The 18367-nt window shown below is 70.7% G+C and carries 13 protein-coding genes; 10 read left to right on the top strand and 3 right to left on the bottom strand.

The genetic code is table 11. The features are described 5' to 3' along the window. The first annotated feature begins 8 nt into the window (after positions 1-8). On the top strand, positions 9-668 hold the full coding sequence (locus AQJ46_RS22195; protein ID WP_079072384.1) for a hypothetical protein: 660 nt from the start codon (positions 9-11) through the stop codon (positions 666-668). Between the two features lie 226 nt (positions 669-894). On the opposite strand, the gene AQJ46_RS22190 is transcribed toward AQJ46_RS22195, so the two are convergent. Together AQJ46_RS22190 and AQJ46_RS22185 are read right to left on the bottom strand one after the other, a co-directional pair. Continuing rightward, the gene (locus AQJ46_RS22190) at positions 895-1527 is read right to left on the bottom strand and encodes a hypothetical protein (RefSeq protein WP_059207234.1); all 633 of its coding nucleotides are present in this window, start codon (positions 1525-1527) and stop codon (positions 895-897) included. Positions 1528-1818: 291 nt separating this feature from the next. Beyond that, a complete protein-coding gene (locus tag AQJ46_RS22185; protein WP_059207233.1) occupies positions 1819-3990 on the bottom strand; it encodes a RecQ family ATP-dependent DNA helicase in 2172 nt (723 codons plus the stop codon). 140 nt (positions 3991-4130) lie between these two features. On the opposite strand from AQJ46_RS22185, the gene AQJ46_RS22180 reads away from it, so the two are divergent. The 8 genes from AQJ46_RS22180 (at position 4131) to AQJ46_RS22150 (ending at position 15339) form a co-directional block, all read left to right on the top strand. Further along, entirely contained in the window at positions 4131-5834 is a 1704-nt protein-coding gene (locus AQJ46_RS22180) for a DUF4192 domain-containing protein (protein WP_059207232.1), read from the top strand. 499 nt (positions 5835-6333) lie between these two features. After that, a complete protein-coding gene (locus AQJ46_RS58470; RefSeq protein WP_263972877.1) occupies positions 6334-6465 on the top strand; it encodes a hypothetical protein in 132 nt (43 codons plus the stop codon). A gap of 31 nt (positions 6466-6496) precedes the next feature. After that, positions 6497-8407: a glycogen debranching N-terminal domain-containing protein gene (locus AQJ46_RS22175; RefSeq protein ID WP_225887377.1), complete on the top strand. Its 1911-nt coding sequence runs from the start codon at positions 6497-6499 to the stop codon at positions 8405-8407. 130 nt (positions 8408-8537) lie between these two features. Continuing rightward, entirely contained in the window at positions 8538-9296 is a 759-nt protein-coding gene (locus AQJ46_RS22170; protein WP_059207230.1) for an NUDIX hydrolase, read from the top strand. A 40-nt stretch (positions 9297-9336) separates the two neighbouring features. Further along, positions 9337-11340 (top strand): ABC transporter ATP-binding protein, encoded by a 2004-nt coding sequence (locus AQJ46_RS22165; RefSeq protein WP_059207229.1) that lies wholly within the window; start codon positions 9337-9339, stop codon positions 11338-11340. Positions 11341-11502: 162 nt separating this feature from the next. Further along, on the top strand, positions 11503-12390 hold the full coding sequence (locus AQJ46_RS22160) for a FadR/GntR family transcriptional regulator (protein WP_079072383.1): 888 nt from the start codon (positions 11503-11505) through the stop codon (positions 12388-12390). Positions 12391-12818: 428 nt separating this feature from the next. Next, complete coding sequence (locus AQJ46_RS22155) at positions 12819-14354, top strand: RNA polymerase sigma factor (protein ID WP_059207331.1); 1536 nt, start codon at positions 12819-12821, stop codon at positions 14352-14354. 121 nt (positions 14355-14475) lie between these two features. After that, positions 14476-15339 (top strand): serine protease, encoded by an 864-nt coding sequence (locus AQJ46_RS22150; protein WP_059207228.1) that lies wholly within the window; start codon positions 14476-14478, stop codon positions 15337-15339. 123 nt (positions 15340-15462) lie between these two features. Here the strand turns inward: AQJ46_RS22150 and AQJ46_RS22145 are convergent, their stop codons facing one another. Then, positions 15463-15693 carry a DUF7455 domain-containing protein gene (locus tag AQJ46_RS22145; protein ID WP_057611313.1) on the bottom strand — a complete coding sequence of 77 codons (231 nt, stop codon included), beginning with the start codon at positions 15691-15693 and terminating at the stop codon, positions 15463-15465. 442 nt (positions 15694-16135) lie between these two features. Here AQJ46_RS22145 and AQJ46_RS22140 point away from each other — a divergent pair, with 442 nt between their 5' ends. Further along, a complete protein-coding gene (locus AQJ46_RS22140) occupies positions 16136-18259 on the top strand; it encodes a DNA gyrase/topoisomerase IV subunit B (protein ID WP_057611312.1) in 2124 nt (707 codons plus the stop codon). Positions 18260-18367 lie beyond the last annotated feature (108 nt).

Raw genomic sequence — 18367 nt, 5'->3', positions numbered from 1 at the left:
ATCAGCCCATGCCTCTCATTCCCGAGGAGCCTCAGATTCACGAGAGTGCCCAGGGTCCCCGCGCCACTCCGGCCAGCGGCCGCACCGCGCCGACCCCTCGTCCCGTACCCGGTCCACGCCCCGCGGCTCCGCCGCGCCCCGGTCGCCCCGGCCCGCTGCGGCCCGCGCCGCCGGTGCAGCGGACACCGCACGACGTCGCCGTGGCCAAGCCCGGAGTGCCGGGCCCCGCTGTCCCTGCCACTGCCGCCGCGACTCCAGCCCCGGCTTCAGCTTCGGCCGCCCCGCAGATCCAGCTCATCCCGGCCTCGGCCGCCGGTGCGCTCGACGCTGCCGAGGAAGCCGTGGACCTCCTGCTGGAGTCGGGCCGCGCCCCCGGTGAAGTGCTGGTGATCACCACTGGCGAACACCATCCGTGGGCCGCCCACGAGCTGTCTTTCGGTGAAGCCGCCTACTGGGCGCAGCACGACGCCGGTGACGACGTGTTCTACGCGGACGCCACAGCGGTCTCGCGTGCCGGGTCCCGTCCGGTGGTCGTGGTCGCCGTCAACGGCGGTTCCACCGCCGCTGTCGCCGAGGCCCTGCCTCTGGCCCACGCCCGGGCCGGCGCCCTGCTGATCGTCTGCGGCGACCCGCAGCAGATCAACTCGGTACTGGGCGCCGGCGTCTGAGCCGGTCCCGGTACGTCCGGAGGGACGCCGGGGTGAGAAAAGGTGCCGCTTGCGCGGCACCTGCACAGTGAGCCCTTAGGCATGCACCCGTCCGAGCGGTAGACCTTGTCGCGAACCGGGCCATGCCGGTGCCGGAACGCCTGACCGGTGCGCCATGAACGTCGTGGGCCGTACCTCCGGGACGTACGGCCAGAACGGCGAGCGGGCCAGTCCCTGCGCTCAGCCCTCAGCGAGCCGCCACGCGGCGCAGGACCTCCGAGGCGGCGCCGCCGGTGCGTGGCAGCAGCGGCGGCGACTCGGACGTGGCGAACGGCTCCGGCGTGGAGTCCGCGTTCGGTCGGCGTCCGCCGCGTCCTTCGCCGAGCACCTGCCAGCCGTCGCGCGTCAGCGTGATGTACGCCCCGCAGCGCAGCCCGTGCAGAGTGCAGGCGTCACGCAGGCCCCACATCCACGCGCCGTCCTCCTCCGTCCAACGCGCGTCGCCCTCACGGCAGTAGAGCAGGACAGCGGTGCGCACGGGGGTGCGGCGCCGCAGGTCGTGCGGGATCACCCGGCGCAGCTGGGCAAGCAGCGTGTTCCGGAACATCCAGCCATCGGCCGGTGCCGGACGGCGCGTGAACGAGGCGCTCGCCCGCAGGCGTTCGTCCGGGTCGAGGACCGCCACGATCGCGGTCGCCGGTTTGGGACGGTGCCGGGAGTGCAGCCCGCTGACAACCTCGCGTGGATTGCGCAGCAGCGGGATGCCGGCCTCGGCCCACTCGGCGGGTTCGAGCAGACGGGCCATAGGGTTGGCGGATGCGGCGGACAAGTCGGCTGACGACGTGGACGCCGCGGAGGACGGAGCGAATCCGAAGGTCACGGTCCTCCCTTCGGCTACGCGCCCATACGGCGGGCGGGGTCGGATTCGGGGGAGCGCGCACCGCAGCAGTGCCCTACCGGTCAACGGAGGAGCCGTGCGGGGAGCGGACCTCAATTCTTCCTGTCGAACTTGGTTGCGGCAACGAGCAATTGGGTCCGCCGACCCGAATCTGACGGTTGGTGGCTTATATCCCTACCCAGTGTTTTACCGGCGATGCCAGGGACCTCCGAGCCCAGCCGCTCGAGGCCCGCATCGGTACGCGCGCGTGGCGCTGTCGCCTCCGGTGTCTGCTCAGCCGCGGACGGCCAATACCAGAGGCAACACTCCCTGGGCGCCCGACCGCACCAGCAGCCTGGCGGCGACCGCGAGGGTCCAGCCGGTCTCGGTCATGTCGTCGACGAGCAGGACGGGGCCCCCGGCTGCCTGCAGCGCCTCTCGCAGGGGCGGAGGCACGGTGAGCGCTCCGTACAGGGCCCGCAGGCGCTGGGCGCTGTTCGAGCGCGGCAGCACGAGGTCGTCGGAGTGATCCGTGTATGCGAGGGATCCCAGGAACGGAATGCGGCCGACGGCGGAGATACGGCTCCCGAGGGATGTGACCAACTGGGGCCGGCTGCGCGAGGGAACGGTGACCACCCCGACAGGGCGGGCCGGTGCGTCCGGGGCGCCGGACGCCCAACCGTCGGGCGACTTGGCCCAGTCGGCCAGCACGGTCACGACGGCGTTCGCCACGTCGTCGGGGGCGGGAGCGTCCGGAGTCCGGGGCGCGAGCAGCGGGCGGAGACGGTTGCCCCAGCCGATGTCCGACATCCGCCCGAGCGCCCGGCCCGGCAAGGCCTGTTCGCCCGGCGGAATACGGCCCTTGAGGTCGACGCCGATGGCCGGGAGGCCTGTGGGCCACATTTTGCGGGGCTCCACCACGACACCGGCGCGCGCAAGCGAGCCGCCCGCGGTGTCCAGGGCGGCCGAGGAGATGTCGGCGGTGAAGCGGGGTCCGGCGCAGTTGTCGCAGCGGCCGCAGGAGGCCGCCTGCTCGTCGTCCAGTTGCCGCCTCAGGAACTCCATACGACAGCCCGTGGTGGTGGCGTAGTCGCGCATCGCCTGCTGCTCGGTGGCGCGCTGCTTGGCGACCCAGGCGTAGCGCTCGGTGTCGTACGACCAGGGCGCTCCGGTGGCGATCCAGCCGCCCTTGACCCGGTGGACCGCACCGTCCACGTCCAGCACCTTGAGCATGATCTCCAAGCGGGTGCGGTTGAGCTCCACCAGCGGTTCGAGCGCGGGCAGTGACAGCGGCCGGTCCGCTCGGGCGAGGGCGTCGAGGGTGCGCCGTACGGATTCTTCGGGCGGGAAGGCGACGGAGGCGAAGTAGGACCAGATCGCCTCGTCCTCGCGGCCGGGCAGGAGCAGCACCTCGGCGTGCTCGACGCCGCGTCCTGCGCGACCGACCTGCTGGTAGTAGGCGATGGGGGAGGACGGCGAACCGACGTGGACGACGAAGCCGAGGTCGGGTTTGTCGAACCCCATGCCGAGCGCGGAGGTGGCCACCAGAGCCTTGACCTTGTTCGCGAGGAGGGCTTCCTCGGCCTGCTGGCGTTCGGCGTTCTCCGTCTTTCCCGTGTACGAGGCGACGGTGTGCCCACATTGCCGCAGGAAGGCGGTGATCTCCTCAGCGGCGGCGACCGTCAGCGTGTAGATGATCCCGGAACCCGGCAGGTCGTTGAGGTGATCGGCGAGCCAGGCCAGCCGGTGGGCGGCGTCGGGGAGCTGGAGCACGCCCAGGCTGAGGCTCTCGCGGTCGAGCGGGCCACGCAGGACCAGTGCGTCCGAGCCGGTGCCGGTGCCCAACTGCTCCGCCACGTCGGCGGTGACCCTGGCATTGGCCGTGGCGGTGGTGGCCAGCACCGGCACCCCGGGAGGCAGATCGGCGAGCATGGTGCGCAGACGGCGGTAGTCGGGGCGGAAGTCATGGCCCCAGTCGGAGATGCAGTGCGCCTCGTCGACGACGAGAAGGCCGGTGGCGGCAGACAGTTCCGGCAGGACGTTGTCGCGGAAGTCCGGGTTGTTGAGCCGCTCGGGGCTCACGAGCAGCACGTCCACGGTGCCCGCGGCGACCTCGGCGCGGATGGTCTCCCACTCCTCGGGGTTGGAGGAGTTGATGGTCCGGGCGTGGATGCCGGCTCGGGCGGCGGCCTCGACCTGGTTGCGCATGAGCGCGAGAAGCGGAGAGACGATCACGGTCGGCCCGGCACCGCGCTCGCGCAGCAGGGCCGTCGCCACGAAATACACCGCGGACTTGCCCCACCCCGTGCGCTGCACGACCAGGGCCCGGCGCTTGTCGGCGACCAGCGCCTCGATCGCCCGCCACTGGTCCTCGCGCAGGCGCGCCGATCCGGTGCCGTCCCCGACGAGCCGGACGAGGATCCCGTCGGCAGCCTCGCGCAACTCCGTCTTGCTCGTGTGCGTCATGCCTCCATACAACAGGACGCCTCCGACAGGGGAGCCTCGCGGCGGCCGGGCTGTGGACGACGGAATGGCTTTGTCGTGGCCCTGATCGGACTTATCCACAGGGTCAAACGGAACGTAGCGATCCGCGAGATCGTCTGCGCATGACGAATCACAGCGAAACCACCGGAGCTGCTGCAAACGGCAATGACGGCGGACGGGACAGCGACGGACGCAACAACGACGACTCGGGCATCGGCGACAGCGTCGGATTCGACGCACATGGCGCCGAACACCAGGTCACCCTGCGGACCCCGGGCGAGCTGGCCGACGCCCTGCCCTACCTGCTCGGGTACCGGCCCGAGGACAGCATCGTTCTGGTCGCCCTGCACGACCGGGGCGGCCGCGGCCGGTTCGGCGGGCGAGCCCGGCTCGGCATTCCCGCAAACAAGGAGGACTGGGCGGCCGTGGCCCGGCAGTTGGCCCACGGACTGATCACCGGCAGCCAGCGCCGGGGCGCCCGCCCCGAGCAGATGGTCGCCTACCTCTGCCAGGAACCTTCGGCCGGTGAGACCGGCAGGCAGATCACGGAGCGGCTCGCCCCGCTCGCCGCCCTGCTGCGCACGGAGTGCGGCCGGCTCGACGTTCCTGTGATCGAGGCGTTGTGCATCTCTGGCGGCCGCTACTGGTCGTACTGCTGCCCGAGCGAGCAATGCTGCCCCGTGGAGGGGCTTCCGATGGGTCTGCCCGGCACCTCGGTGCTTGCCGCGGCGGCCACGTACGCGGGACTACAGGTGCGCGGCACACTGCGCGAGTTGCGGGCTCGGCTGCAGCCCTGGGAGACCGCGGCCGCGCTGGAACAGGAAGTCGCTCTGGACACCGCAGGCATGGCCCTGGTCCCCAGGATGCTCGACCTGACGGGCCGCGCGGAGGTGGCCGAGGAGACGGTGCGCCTGGCCAGGCGCACCATGGCACGCTTCACCGAGGCAGCGCCCGTGGCGGGAGCGCTCCAGGCCGACCTGCGAGACGACGAACTGCTGGGGCACGAAGAAGCGGCGGAACTCATCCTCGGCCTGCAGGACCGCACGACCCGGGACCGCGCGGCCGAGTGGATGGAGACCGAGGAGGCCGGACCGGCACTGCGCCTGTGGCGCGCATTGGCGCGCCGGTGCGTCGGCCCCTACGGCGAGCATGCTGCGGCGCCGCTCACCCTCGCCGGATGGGTCGCGTGGGCCGCAGGCGACGAGATCGAGGCCAGGGAAGCGCTGGCCATGGCCCTGGGTGCGGACCCCGGCTACGTCTTCGCCCGGCTCCTGCACCAAGCCTGCAACGAGGGACTGGACCCGGAGTCCATTCGCCGCTGCCTGCGCGCGGAACGCGAGGGGCGCGAGGCACGCGCGCGGGCGGAGATCGCTCCGTCCGCCGATGTGGACGATGTGAGGACGACCCATGACCTGGTGCGGCCTAACACGCCGGTGCCTGGACAGGCGGCAACCCTGCCTGGTTCCGACGAGTTCATGGGCGCCAAGCCTGTGCCCGGCAAGCGCAACGCCATGCCATCGGCGGGCCCGTCCCGTGCCGAAGAATCGCCGCCTCCGTGCCCGTCCGGTTCCGACCGCTTTCTGCCGGCGCCACCACCCGCCACGGCCTCCCGCCGACGTAAGCGTGTGCGTCCCGGCACTCGCCTCGATGCCCGTCCGCACGCCCCGGAAGCTGAGGGACGAGAGCCCGGCGCGGAGGAATCCCGCCCGCGCTCTCGACCGGCCCGCGGGACGCGTCCCGGTGCCGTCCGCCGCACCACGGGCAAGGCCGACATGCGCCGACCCGAGGGCACACGCCCCGGGGGTGCCGCCGAGGAGGAGGGATGAGCGACCGCTGGAAGTGTGTCGCGCGCGGGTGGTCCCGTCTGTGCCGCCGGGTGGCGGCTCCGGGCCGCCACCATTCGGTCGGCTTCCGTGCCCGTGGGCGTGACCCCGAACAGCCCTGTCCCGTTCACCTGAGTGGCGGAACGTCCGATCGGGCCGTATCGCCGCAGCACCCATGTCCTGCAGGAGCCACGCACCGGGCGCCGAACACGCCCGAGCCGCGCAGAGTGCAGAGGAAGCGCCCCTTGCATCAGCCGACTCCGCCCTCCACCGACGACGGCCGTTCGGCCCTCGGCGCGCCGACGACGTCAGGGAATGCAAACACCGGTCCGCCGCCGCGAGCCGCGGCCACCGACATGTCCGAGCCGAGGTTCCGCAGCGGCACTCAGCGCACCTCGGAGGCGGTCGAGCAGCGCTGGAACCCGAGTCCGGACGAGGACCACGAGGACACCGGTTCCTCGCTGTCACGGGACCCGGACCGGTCGCCGTCTGTGGCGCCTGCGTGGCACCCGTCAACACCGGCGGGGCAGGACTGGGCACCGCCTCCGACCCCGAGTCGTCCCTCTCGCCCGTCCTCACCCGCGCCGTCCTGGCCGCCGCAGCACCACCCTTCGGGCCGCCGCGGCCCAGCTGAACTTCCCCCGGCGCACTCGGTCATCATCTGCGTGGCGCTTCCGGGCCTCGCCATCTCGACGGATCAAGGGCAGTTGAACGGTCACGGGCTGGAAGGCTTCTACCGCGCGGGCCGACGCGCGCTCTCCCGGTGCCAGATCCGTATCGCCGGCCATGAGCCTCTCCCGGTCCAGGCGCGGACGACCGCGGCGGATCGCGCACGCTTCGTGGCCACCGCTCGTGTCTCCCCGGGCGGAGGCCCGGACCCGGACGTCGTCGTCGAACGCACACGCCACGCGGACGGGACGGAGCGCATCACGCTGCACAGCGCCGCCGTCCGCCCTCTGCGCCTGCCGGTGGAGGTGGCACTCGGTACGGATCTGGCGGACCTGGGCGCGATCGCGTCCGGCCGAGCGGGACCCGAACTGCCCGCGAGCGTCCACGACTCCGGCTTGCGCTGGTCCTGCGCCGCCGGCGGGGCGTCGGTCACGGCCGACCCACCGCCCTCTGACGCGCTGGCGTCGGCAGGCCTCTTGCGCTGGGAGTTCGACCTGCCCCCCGGAGGCACGGCCGGCCTCGAGTTGCGGGTACGCCTGGACGGGGCGGGCCCCGTCCGGGCCGTGGGGCGCGCGGCTACCAGCCCCCTGGCTTCCGCCCGCGCGACGGGAGACCACCCCACGATCCGGCCGCTCCTGGACACGAGCATTGACGATCTGCAGTCCTTGCTGGTGCGCGACCCGGAACACCCCACCGACACCCACCTCGCGGCCGGCGCCCCCTGGCGCTGCGGCCTGGCCCCGGCCGATGCGCTCGTCGCAGCCCGTATGGCACTGCCGCTCGGCACGCGGCTCGCCGCCGGGACCCTGCGCACCCTCGCACGCACCCAACTCCGGGGGCAGACGGCGCAGTCCGGCATGATCCCCGGGCCGCGCCGGGACGCGGGCGCACATCTTCCGGCCGGTTGTACGGGCACCGAGGCCACCCTGCTCTTCCCCACCCTCCTCGCGGAGGCCTCCCGGTGGGGGCTCTCCCCACAGGAGACAGAAGAACTGCTCCCGGCAGCCGAGCGATGTCTGGACTGGCTGCGGGTGGCCGTGGGGGAGGGGACGTATCTGTGCGACCCACAGCCCGGCGGCCCCGTCCGTTGCGAGACCCAAGCGCATGCGCATCGCGCGGCCGTCCTCGGTGCCGATCTGCTCGACGCGTTCGACAGACCTGGCGGGGCGGCGCTGCGGCAGTGGGCCGGCGAGCTGCGCTCGGCCTTCCGTGAGGAGTTCTGGGTCGAGGACCGCGGCGGTGGCCGACCAGCGGCCGCACGTGCCCCCGACGGACGTCTGATGCCGCAGCTCGGTGCCGCGGCCGTCCATCTCCTGGACACCGGCCTGCTGGGCGGAGGTGAACAGGCACCTGGCCTCCTCGACGGGGCGCAGACCGAGCAGCTCGCCCGGCTGCTCGGAAGCCCGGCCATGGACTCGGGCTGGGGGCTGCGCGGACTGGGCACCAAAGAGACGGGATACAACCCGTTCGGCCATCGCACCGGTGCCGTACGCGTCCACGAGACGGCGATCGCCGTCGCGGGCCTGGCCGCCGCCGGGTACGAGAAGGAGGCCGGCTCGCTCCTGCGGGGTCTGCTGGCGGCGGCTGAGACCTTCGGCCACCGGCTCCCCGAGATGTACGCCGGTGAGCGGCGCGCCGACGGGAGCGCTCCCCTTCCTCACCCGGCGGCCTGCCGTCCGGCGGCCACGGCAGCGGCCGCGGGAGTCCTGCTGCTGAGCGCCCTCGCGGGAATCCGTCCCGATGTCCCGGCGGGGACCGTCACACTGCGTCCCGTGCGCAGCGCGCCACTCGGTGAGATCGGTCTGACCGGACTGAGGGTCGCGGGGGCCCCGTTCTCGGTACGGGTCAGCAGACTCGGGCTCGCCATGGTCGAGGAGGCCGCCGGGAGGCTGCAACTGAGGTCGTGACCTCGGACGACACTCCCTCCGGCAAGGGCGGAGTGCACGGGACCGGACCTCTTCCGCGCCAGGTGGATCAGCTACCGATGCGGCCGACGAAGGGAGTGTTTATCGTCAGGCAGACGACTATGATCGCCGCATGTCCTACGACCCGTCAGCGTTTCCGCCCTTCGCCGTCACCGTGGACCTGGTCGTACTGACCGTGCGCCGCCACGCCCTGTGTGCGCTCGCGGTGCGCAGGGGTGAGCCGCCGTTCCAGGGTCGTTGGGCGCTTCCCGGCGGTTTCGTACGGGCCGACGAGGATCTGGCACAGGCCGCGGCCCGTGAGCTGGCCGAGGAGACAGGGCTGCGCGTCCATGACCCGGCCGTCCCCGTCCAGGACAACGGAGCGCACCTGGAACAGCTCGCGACCTACGGCGACCCCAAGCGCGATCCCCGGATGCGCGTGGTGAGTGTCGCCCACCTCGCCCTCGCCCCCGACCTGCCCGCCCCACGGGCCGGCGGTGACGCCAGCAACGCGCGGTGGGCGTCGGTCGAGGAGCTGTTGCAGCAGGGCGGTTACGGCCGAGACGGGGAAGCGGTCGCGCCGCTCGCCTTCGACCACGCGCAGATCCTGTCGGACGGAGTGGAGCGCGCCCGCTCGAAAATCGAGTACTCGTCGCTGGCCACCGCGTTCTGCCCGCCCGAATTCACCGTGGGCGAGCTGCGCCGCGTCTACGAGGCGGTGTGGGGCGTTGCTCTGGACCCGCGCAACTTCCACCGCAAGGTGACTGGCACACCGGGCTTCCTGGTCCCCACCGGTGGCACCACCACGCGGCAGGGTGGCCGCCCTGCCCAGCTCTTCCGGGCCGGCGGCGCCACTCTTCTCAACCCTCCGATGTTGCGCCCCGAAGTGTGATGGCGCCCAAAACCGGACATAACGCGCTATCTTGCTTTGGGTGATCCAGGCCTTCGGACTGACCAGCAACTCCCGCAAGGACCTTCCGCCCGCGGTCGACGATGTGTCCTTCGAAGCCCGCGCGGGCCGTGTCACCGCGCTTCTCGGAGCGACGGGTGGGGGCAAGACGACGGCCCTCAGACTGATGCTCGAACTCGAACAGGGCCGTGGCCTCACCTACTTCAGGGGCCGCCCGCTGCATCGCATCGCGCACCCCTCGCGCGAGGTCGGCGTACTCATGGGCGATGTGCCCGGCCATCCCGCGCGCACGGTCCGCGGTCATCTGCGCATGCTGTGCGCCGCGGCCGGCGTTCCGGTCCGGCGCGCCGACGAAATGCTCGAAGCGGTGGGCCTCGTCAGCCTGCGCGACGAGCGGCTCGGCACCCTGTCGCGCGGCATGGACCGCCGCCTCGGCCTGGCATGCGCCCTGTTGCCGGACCCTCACACACTCGTCCTGGACGACCCCGCCGAGGGGCTCTCCACGCGAGAGAGCCACTGGCTGTACGGCATGCTGCGAGCGCACGCCGCCCAGGGGGGCTCCGTCCTGTTCACCACGTCCGAGCCCAAAGAGGCCGCGCGCGCCGCAGATCACGTCATCACGCTCGAGCAAGGCCGACTCGTCGCGGATCAGGTGGCCACGGAGTTCGCCCGCACAAGACTCCGCCCCCGCGTCGTCGTCCGTACGCCCCACGCCGTCCGCCTTGCCGCCCTGCTCGCCAAGGAGGCCCGCACGGCGCACCGCTCCGTCGAAGTCGTCCGGGAAGGCGGCAACCGTCTGTCCGTGTACGGCAGTACCTGTGCCGACGTCGGCGAGACGGCTTTCCGCCACGGCGTTCTGGTCCACCAACTCGCCGACGAGATCGGCGACATGGGACCGGGTGCGGGTCCGCTTCCCGGCGAGGCCGCAGAAGCCGCCCAGGACCCACGGGCGGGAGCCGCGGGGCCGGAGACCGGCGAACTCCTCGGTGACGGGGCTCTCGGGGCGGCCGGGCCGGAAACGCGAGACGGTCCAGTTGCGCACGACGACTTCGCATCACCGAGCGGCTCACACATGCGCGGTGCCGAGGTGATGCCCGCAGACCCGACAGCGCACGGCGACCAGGTGCCCCGCAGCGATCAGGACACCCGCAGCGGCCCGGCTGAGGGAACCGGTCACGCCGCACTGAGCCCGGCCACAGCCACCAGGGCCCCGGCCCCCCTGTCCCCCCTCGCTCCCCCCATCTCCGTCAGGTCCGCCCCCAGTCCCCTGCGCCCCTTGCGCTACGAACTGCGCCGCGCGGCCGGGATCGGCACCGGCTTCCTCACCGGCGCCGCCGTACTCGTCACGTCCGCCCTCACCGCCGTACTCCTGGCACGGGTCGGTCACACTCCACAGGCGCGCCTGCTGGCCGCATGGCCGAGGGAGCTGCCGCTGCCCCCGGCGGCGCTCGGGGCCGGGCTGCTCGGCGCGCTCGCGTTCGGCGATGAGTTCCGCCACCCCGCCCTGGCCGCGGACCGCGGCACCGTCCCCCGCCGGCTGGGGCTGCTCACCGCGAAACTCTTCGTCGCCGCAGTCACCGCGCTGGCACTTGCCCTTCTCGTGGTGGGCTGCGACGCCGAAGTGCTCTATCTCGTCTACGGACGGGAGCTCACGGAAGTTCCCGCCGACTGGTTGTCGCTGAGCGCGAGTTGGTTCGGTCTCGTGGTCGGGTGCGCCTGGGCAGGTGTTCTGGCCGCCGGCATCTTCCGGTCCACCACGGCCGGGCTCGCTGCGGTGGTTTCCGTGCCCGTTCTCGTCGTACCTCTCGTGCACAAAGCGCTGGACGGGGGGTCCGTGCGGGCGGCGGCCGGACTCCCCGCGCGGTTGCGCGAGGTTCTTCTGCTGCAGTGGCCCTTCGGCGGAGAGCGCTATCTGGCCGGAGCGGTGCGTGTGGTCGCCCAACCCGTGGGCGGTGCGCTCACGTTGTCGCTGACCGCCCTGTTGTGCGCATATCTGCTCACGGCCCTGCGGAGCAGGGTCCGATGACGACCTTCCGTGCGCTTGCGGTCCCGACCTGCGCACAATTTCCCGGCGAAAGCGCATTTCTTTCCGATAAGGCGTCAATTGCGACGGCGTGAGCGATCACCCTTTCGTGTGCTTTTCACCAAAGACCTCAAGGGAGTTGGAGGCGACGCCGACAAAGGATCCGTGAGTACCCTTGCGCACACCATGATGACCGCCGCCCGCTCCGCCGATTCCGGTCTGGCCGGCCCGGGCGAACTCGACCGCTACCCCTATGCCGAGGCCCCGGCCGCAGGCCGCGTCGGAGCCTCCATCTGGGACGGCTCGGACCCGGAACTGGGCCGCGTGGGCCGACGCGCCGCTGGCAGCCGCGGGCGCGGACTGCACGGCCAACTCGTCCAGCAGCTGGGCCAGATGATCGTCTCCGGTGACCTGGGGGCCGACCGGCCGCTGGTCCCCGAGGAGATCGGTCAGCGTTTCGAGGTCTCCCGTACCGTCGTCCGTGAGTCGCTCCGCGTCCTGGAGGCCAAGGGCCTGGTCAGCGCCCGCCCGAACGTCGGCACGCGCGTGCGTCCCGTCAGCGACTGGAACCTCCTGGACCCTGACATCATCGAGTGGCGGGCCTTCGGGCCACAGCGCGACGACCAGCGCCGTGAGCTGAGTGAACTGCGCTGGACGATCGAGCCGCTCGCAGCGCGCCTGGCCGCGGGCCACGGCCGTGCGGATGTCCAGCAGCGCCTCGGCGACATGGTCGAGATCATGGGACACGCCATGAGTCAGGGTGACGCGCTCACCTTCTCCCGTGCCGACGCCGAGTTCCACTCCCTGCTCATCCAGCTCGCGGGCAACCGCATGCTGGAGCATCTTTCCGGGATCGTCTCCGCTGCCCTTCAGGTCTCCGGCGGCCCGGTCACCGGCTGTGACCGGCCGAACGAGTCGTCGCTCGCCCATCACGGCCGAATCGCCGACGCACTCGCCGCGGGCGACGGTGCGGCAGCCGAAGCGGCGATGCGTCAATTGCTCGCCGTCCATCCCGAGGTGGAGCGCGTGGTACCCGCGCCGCGCGAGCACTGACCGCACACCGCGGGCAGTGCGGTCGAGGATGTCCTCGCCCTCCAGTGGCGTCGTTGGGCCGCCGAACCGTCTCCGTCGGACCCCGCAGGTCTCCCCAGGATCCTGCGGGGTCCGACCGGCGCGGCGCGGTGACGGCACCCCGGGCGCTGCTGGGCGGGACTCACCTGTGACCTTGTCTGTCCATGTCTGACCGTTTTTGGTTGCTTACGGGGTGTGACTCGGGCCACGCGGATTGGGCGTAACGCTCTCGGGAACAGCGCGATGACCTAAGAGGTGACAGCCGCGGAGGGAATACGGACGCCGTTTCAGGCGCTGTGCATCTTCCCGGCCCCACGCCCGCGCCGTCGGCCACTCCCAGGCCGGTGGTCGGCTCCTGTCCGCCGTGGACGGGGCCGGAAGCCGTTTTCCAACGTTCCGAGAGGTTGTTCGTGTCGGCCAGCACATCCCGTACGCTCCCGCCGGAGATCGCCGAGTCCGTCTCTGTCATGGCTCTCATTGAGCGGGGAAAGGCTGAGGGGCAGATCGCCGGCGACGACGTGCGTCGGGCCTTCGAAGCTGACCAGATTCCGGCCACTCAGTGGAAGAACGTACTGCGCAGCCTCAACCAGATCCTCGAGGAAGAGGGTGTGACGCTGATGGTCAGTGCCGCGGAGCCCAAGCGCACCCGAAAGAGCGTCGCAGCGAAGAGTCCGGCCAAGCGCACCGCCACCAAGACGGTCGCGGCGAAGACGGTGGCCACGAAGAAGGCCACTGCCACCGCCACCCCGGCGGCGCCTGCCGCCGAAGCCTCCGTCGAGGACGAGGCGCCCGTGAAGAAGGCCGCAGCCAAGAAGACGACGACCGCGAAGAAGGCGGTCGCGAAGAAGACGGTCGCCAAGAAGACGGCGGCCAAGAAGACGACCGGCGGCAAGGACGACGCCGAGGTCGCCGAGGACGAGGTCCTCGAAGAGATCAAGCCCGGTGAAGAGGAAGAGGAGGGGGCCGAGAACAAGGGCTTCGTCCTCTCCGACGACGACGAGGACGACGCTCCGGCCCAGCAGGTCGCCGTGGCCGGTGCCACCGCCGACCCGGTCAAGGACTACCTCAAGCAGATCGGCAAGGTCCCGCTGCTCAACGCCGAGCAGGAGGTCGAGCTCGCCAAGCGCATCGAGGCCGGTCTGTTCGCCGAGGACAAGCTGGCCAACGCCGACAAGCTCGCCCCGAAGCTCAAGCGCGAGCTGGAGATCATCGCCGAGGACGGCCGCCGCGCCAAGAACCACCTCCTGGAGGCCAACCTTCGACTGGTGGTCTCCCTGGCCAAGCGCTACACCGGCCGCGGCATGCTGTTCCTGGACCTCATCCAGGAGGGCAACCTCGGTCTGATCCGCGCGGTCGAGAAGTTCGACTACACCAAGGGCTACAAGTTCTCCACGTACGCCACCTGGTGGATCCGTCAGGCGATCACCCGCGCGATGGCCGACCAGGCCCGCACCATCCGTATCCCGGTGCACATGGTCGAGGTCATCAACAAGCTCGCGCGCGTGCAGCGCCAGATGCTCCAGGACCTGGGCCGCGAGCCCACCCCGGAGGAGCTGGCCAAGGAACTCGACATGACCCCCGAGAAGGTCATCGAGGTCCAGAAGTACGGCCGTGAGCCCATCTCGCTGCACACCCCGCTGGGCGAGGACGGAGACAGCGAGTTCGGTGACCTCATCGAGGACTCCGAAGCCGTCGTCCCGGCCGACGCGGTCAGCTTCACGCTCCTCCAGGAGCAGCTGCACTCGGTCCTCGACACCCTGTCCGAGCGTGAGGCGGGCGTCGTCTCGATGCGCTTCGGTCTCACCGACGGTCAGCCGAAGACCCTCGACGAGATCGGCAAGGTGTACGGCGTCACGCGCGAGCGCATCCGCCAGATCGAGTCGAAGACCATGTCGAAGTTGCGTCACCCGTCGCGTTCGCAGGTACTGCGCGACTACCTCGACTAGGTCGCAGTCGTAGGACACACAAGGCCCGGTCCCTCGTCAGGGGCCGGGTCTTCGTGCTGCGCGCGCAGGCTCCCTGCATGACTCTGGGTTTCCGATCACCACCCCGGAGTGAGGAGCATGCATGCGTCACCCCATTGCCCGGGCGTTGGCCCGGCCGCTGATTCTGGCGGCCGTGGCGGCGGCCATACCACTGGCGTCGGCCGCCCCCGTGGCCGCCGACAGCATCGTCGTCGGGGGATTCCCGGTCGACGTGTCCAAGGCGCCCTGGACGGTCGCCCTGTCCAGCCGTGACCGGTTCGGAGGTACGCGCGCGGGGCAGTTCTGCGGTGGTGTCGCCGTCGGCCCGACCACGGTGCTCACGGCGGCCCACTGCATGGGCGAGGACGTCCTGGGCGCGCCGCCGGAGCAGGTGAGTGACTTCCGTGTCATCGCGGGCCGTACGGATCTGCTCTCGGATCAGGGGGTGGAGATCGCCATACGTGAGGTCTGGGTGAACCCGGGCTACGACCCGCAGAGCAACGCGGGCGACTTCGCCGTCCTCACACTCGCCGAGCCGCTGCCGCAGCACGCGGCCATCGCCATGTCGGCGGCCGGCGACCCGGCGTACGAGCCGGGAACCAGTGCCACGGTCTACGGCTGGGGCGACGTCACGGGCGGGGGTGACTATGCCCGCCGTCTGCGGGCGGCACGCGTGCACCTGATGCCCGACGCGCGCTGTGGAGAGGCCTATCCGGGTGGTGGCGACGGTACCTACCTCGCCGACAGCATGCTGTGCGCCGGGGAGGAGCAGGGTGGTCGTGACGCCTGCCAGGGGGACAGCGGGGGACCGCTGGTCGCCCGGGGCAAGCTGGTCGGGCTGGTCTCCTGGGGCAGCGGCTGTGGGCGAGCGGGTCAGCCCGGTGTCTATACCCGTGTGTCCGAAGTCATGCGGACGCTGGACTGGGACGGTCACAACGCGGCCGACGCACGCCACGGCACCGCGTGACAATGCCTCGCGGGCGTTGAGCGCCCCCGCAGAACCATGAGCAAGGGCGGCTGCCCCTGGGAACAGGGGCAGCCGCCCTCATGCCGGCCTGTGCCGGAGCTGGCTCGTCGTGGACGCGAAGTGTCAGCGCTCTTCTTCTGATACGGATGCCGGAACAGACGTGAGTCGCTCCGTCTCGTCCTGTATCTCAGCGGCGATCTTCTTGAGTTCCGGCTCGAACTTGCGACCGTGGTGGGCGCAGAAGAGCAGTTCTCCGCCGCTGAGCAGGACGACGCGCACGTACGCCTGGGCGCCGCAGCGGTCGCAGCGGTCAGCGGCCGTCAGCGGGCTCGCGGGGGTCAGAACAGTAGTCACGTCGCCTCTTCTCTAGCTCGACGAGCTGTCGTACCAGGGTCAACATCCAACCAGCCCCAAAACGTTCCCGCTCGGGGCTTCACCCAGAGAGAAATTTTCCGGGCGGCCGGCTGCTGCCGGTTTGGCGGCGAATGTGCCGTATTGCGTGTCTGTGTGTCTTACGGTTTCGCACTGTCGGTCAAGGTCGGTCCCCCCGGCTGGGTTGCCGGTTGTTCATGAGGACGTGCCCGGAGCCTAAATGGTTCATGCCTGTAAGGGAACGTGATATGTACTTCACCCCATCGAGGGATCGAACAGGTATGCGACCCTGGACTACTCTGTGTTTCCACACGAGGGTGGCGTTACAACGGCTCTACCAGGCCTCGGTACCCTCATGGCGGCGACCGATGCCGCGCCCTTACCCAGAAGGGCCCCAACTGAAATTCAGCGAGGAGCGAACCGCGTGACCGCCGAAACGTCCGTGCCGTCCACAGCTCTGCTGGCAGGAGCAGACCGGGACGGTTCCAACTACACCGCGCGGCACCTGCTCGTCCTCGAGGGGCTCGAGGCCGTACGCAAGCGCCCGGGTATGTACATCGGCTCGACCGACAGTCGTGGCCTGATGCACTGTCTGTGGGAGATCATCGACAACTCCGTCGACGAAGCCCTGGGCGGGTACTGCGACCACATCGAGGTGATCCTCCACGACGACGCCTCTGTGGAGGTCCGGGACAACGGCCGGGGCATCCCGGTCGACGTCGAGCCCAAGACCGGCCTGTCCGGTGTAGAGGTCGTCATGACCAAGCTGCACGCCGGCGGCAAGTTCGGCGGCGGCTCGTACGCCGCCTCCGGCGGTCTGCACGGCGTGGGCGCCTCCGTGGTCAACGCCCTGTCCGCGCGGCTGGACATCGAGGTGGACCGTGGTGGCCAGACCCACGCGATCAGCTTCCGGCGCGGTGTGCCGGGTGCCTTCGCGGCGAACGGCGCCGATGCCAAGTTCGAGGCTGCGAGCGGCCTGCGCAAGACCAAGAGGGTCCCCAAGACCCGGACCGGCACGCGCGTGCGGTACTGGGCCGACCGGCAGATCTTCCTCAAGGACGCCAAGCTCTCCCTGGAGAACCTCCACCAGCGCGCTCGTCAGACCGCGTTCCTGGTGCCGGGCCTGACCATCGTCGTCCGCGACGAGTACGGCCTGGGCGAGGGCGGCAGCAAGGGCGAGGAGTCCTTCCGCTTCGACGGCGGCATCAGCGAGTTCTGCGAGTACCTGGCCACCGACAAGCCGGTCAACGACGTCCTCCGCTTCTCCGGCCAGGGCACGTTCAAGGAGACCGTCCCGGTCCTCGACGACCACGGTCAGATGACGCCCACCGAGGTCACCCGAGAGCTCGGTGTGGATGTCGCGATGCGTTGGGGGACCGGCTACGACACGACCCTGAAGTCGTTCGTCAACATCATCGCCACGCCCAAGGGCGGCACCCATGTCGCCGGCTTCGAACAGGCCGTCGCCAAGACGATGAACGAGGTGCTGCGCGCCAAGAAGCTGCTGCGCGTAGCCGAGGACGACATCGTCAAGGACGACGCCCTCGAGGGCCTGACGGCGGTCGTCACCGTCCGCCTCGCCGAGCCGCAGTTCGAGGGCCAGACCAAGGAGGTCCTCGGCACGTCGGCTGCCCGCCGCATCGTGAGCACCGTGATCTCCAAGGAGCTCAAGGCGTTCCTGACGTCCACGAAGCGGGACGCCGCGGCCCAGGCCCGGGTCGTCATGGAGAAGGCGGTCGCCGCCGCGCGCACCCGTATCGCGGCCCGTCAGCACAAGGACGCGCAGCGCCGGAAGACGGCCCTGGAGTCCTCCTCGCTGCCCGCCAAGCTCGCCGACTGCCGAAGCGACGACGTCGACCGCAGCGAACTCTTCATCGTCGAGGGTGATTCCGCCCTCGGCACCGCGAAGCTGGCCCGGAACTCCGAGTTCCAGGCCCTGCTTCCCATCCGCGGCAAGATCCTCAACGTCCAGAAGTCGTCCGTCACCGACATGCTCAAGAACGTCGAGTGCGGTGCGATCATCCAGGTCATAGGAGCGGGCTCCGGGCGCACCTTCGACATCGACGCCGCCCGCTACGGCAAGATCATCATGATGACCGACGCCGACGTCGACGGCTCTCACATCCGGTGCCTGCTGCTGACGCTGTTCCAGCGCTACATGCGGCCCATGGTCGAGGCGGGCCGGGTGTTCGCCGCGGTGCCGCCGCTGCACCGCATCGAGCTCGTCCAGCCGAAGAAGGGGCAGGACAAGTACGTCTACACGTACTCGGACCGTGAGCTGCGCGAGAAGCTGCTGGAGTTCCAGAGCAAGGGGGTCCGGTACAAGGACTCCATCCAGCGGTACAAGGGTCTGGGCGAGATGGACGCCGACCAACTGGCCGAGACGACGATGGATCCGCGGCACCGGACTCTGCGCCGGATCAACCTCGCCGACCTGGAGGCCGCGGAGCAGGTCTTCGATCTGCTGATGGGCAATGACGTGGCGCCGCGGAAGGAGTTCATCTCCGGGTCGGCGGCGACGCTTGATCGGTCGCGTATCGACGCGTAGTGGCTGGGCTGGGGGCCGAGGCCGGGGCCGGGTTTGCAACCGGTCTCGGCTGCACCCAGCGGCTTTCGCGGTTGGTATCGGCGACCCTCGCGGAAGGGTTCCGCCGTC

It is taken from the genome of Streptomyces canus (genome assembly GCF_001514145.1).
Lineage (GTDB): Bacteria > Actinomycetota > Actinomycetes > Streptomycetales > Streptomycetaceae > Streptomyces > Streptomyces canus.
Note: the sequence above shows the minus strand (reverse complement) of the source record. Positions and strands in the feature narration are given on the sequence as shown.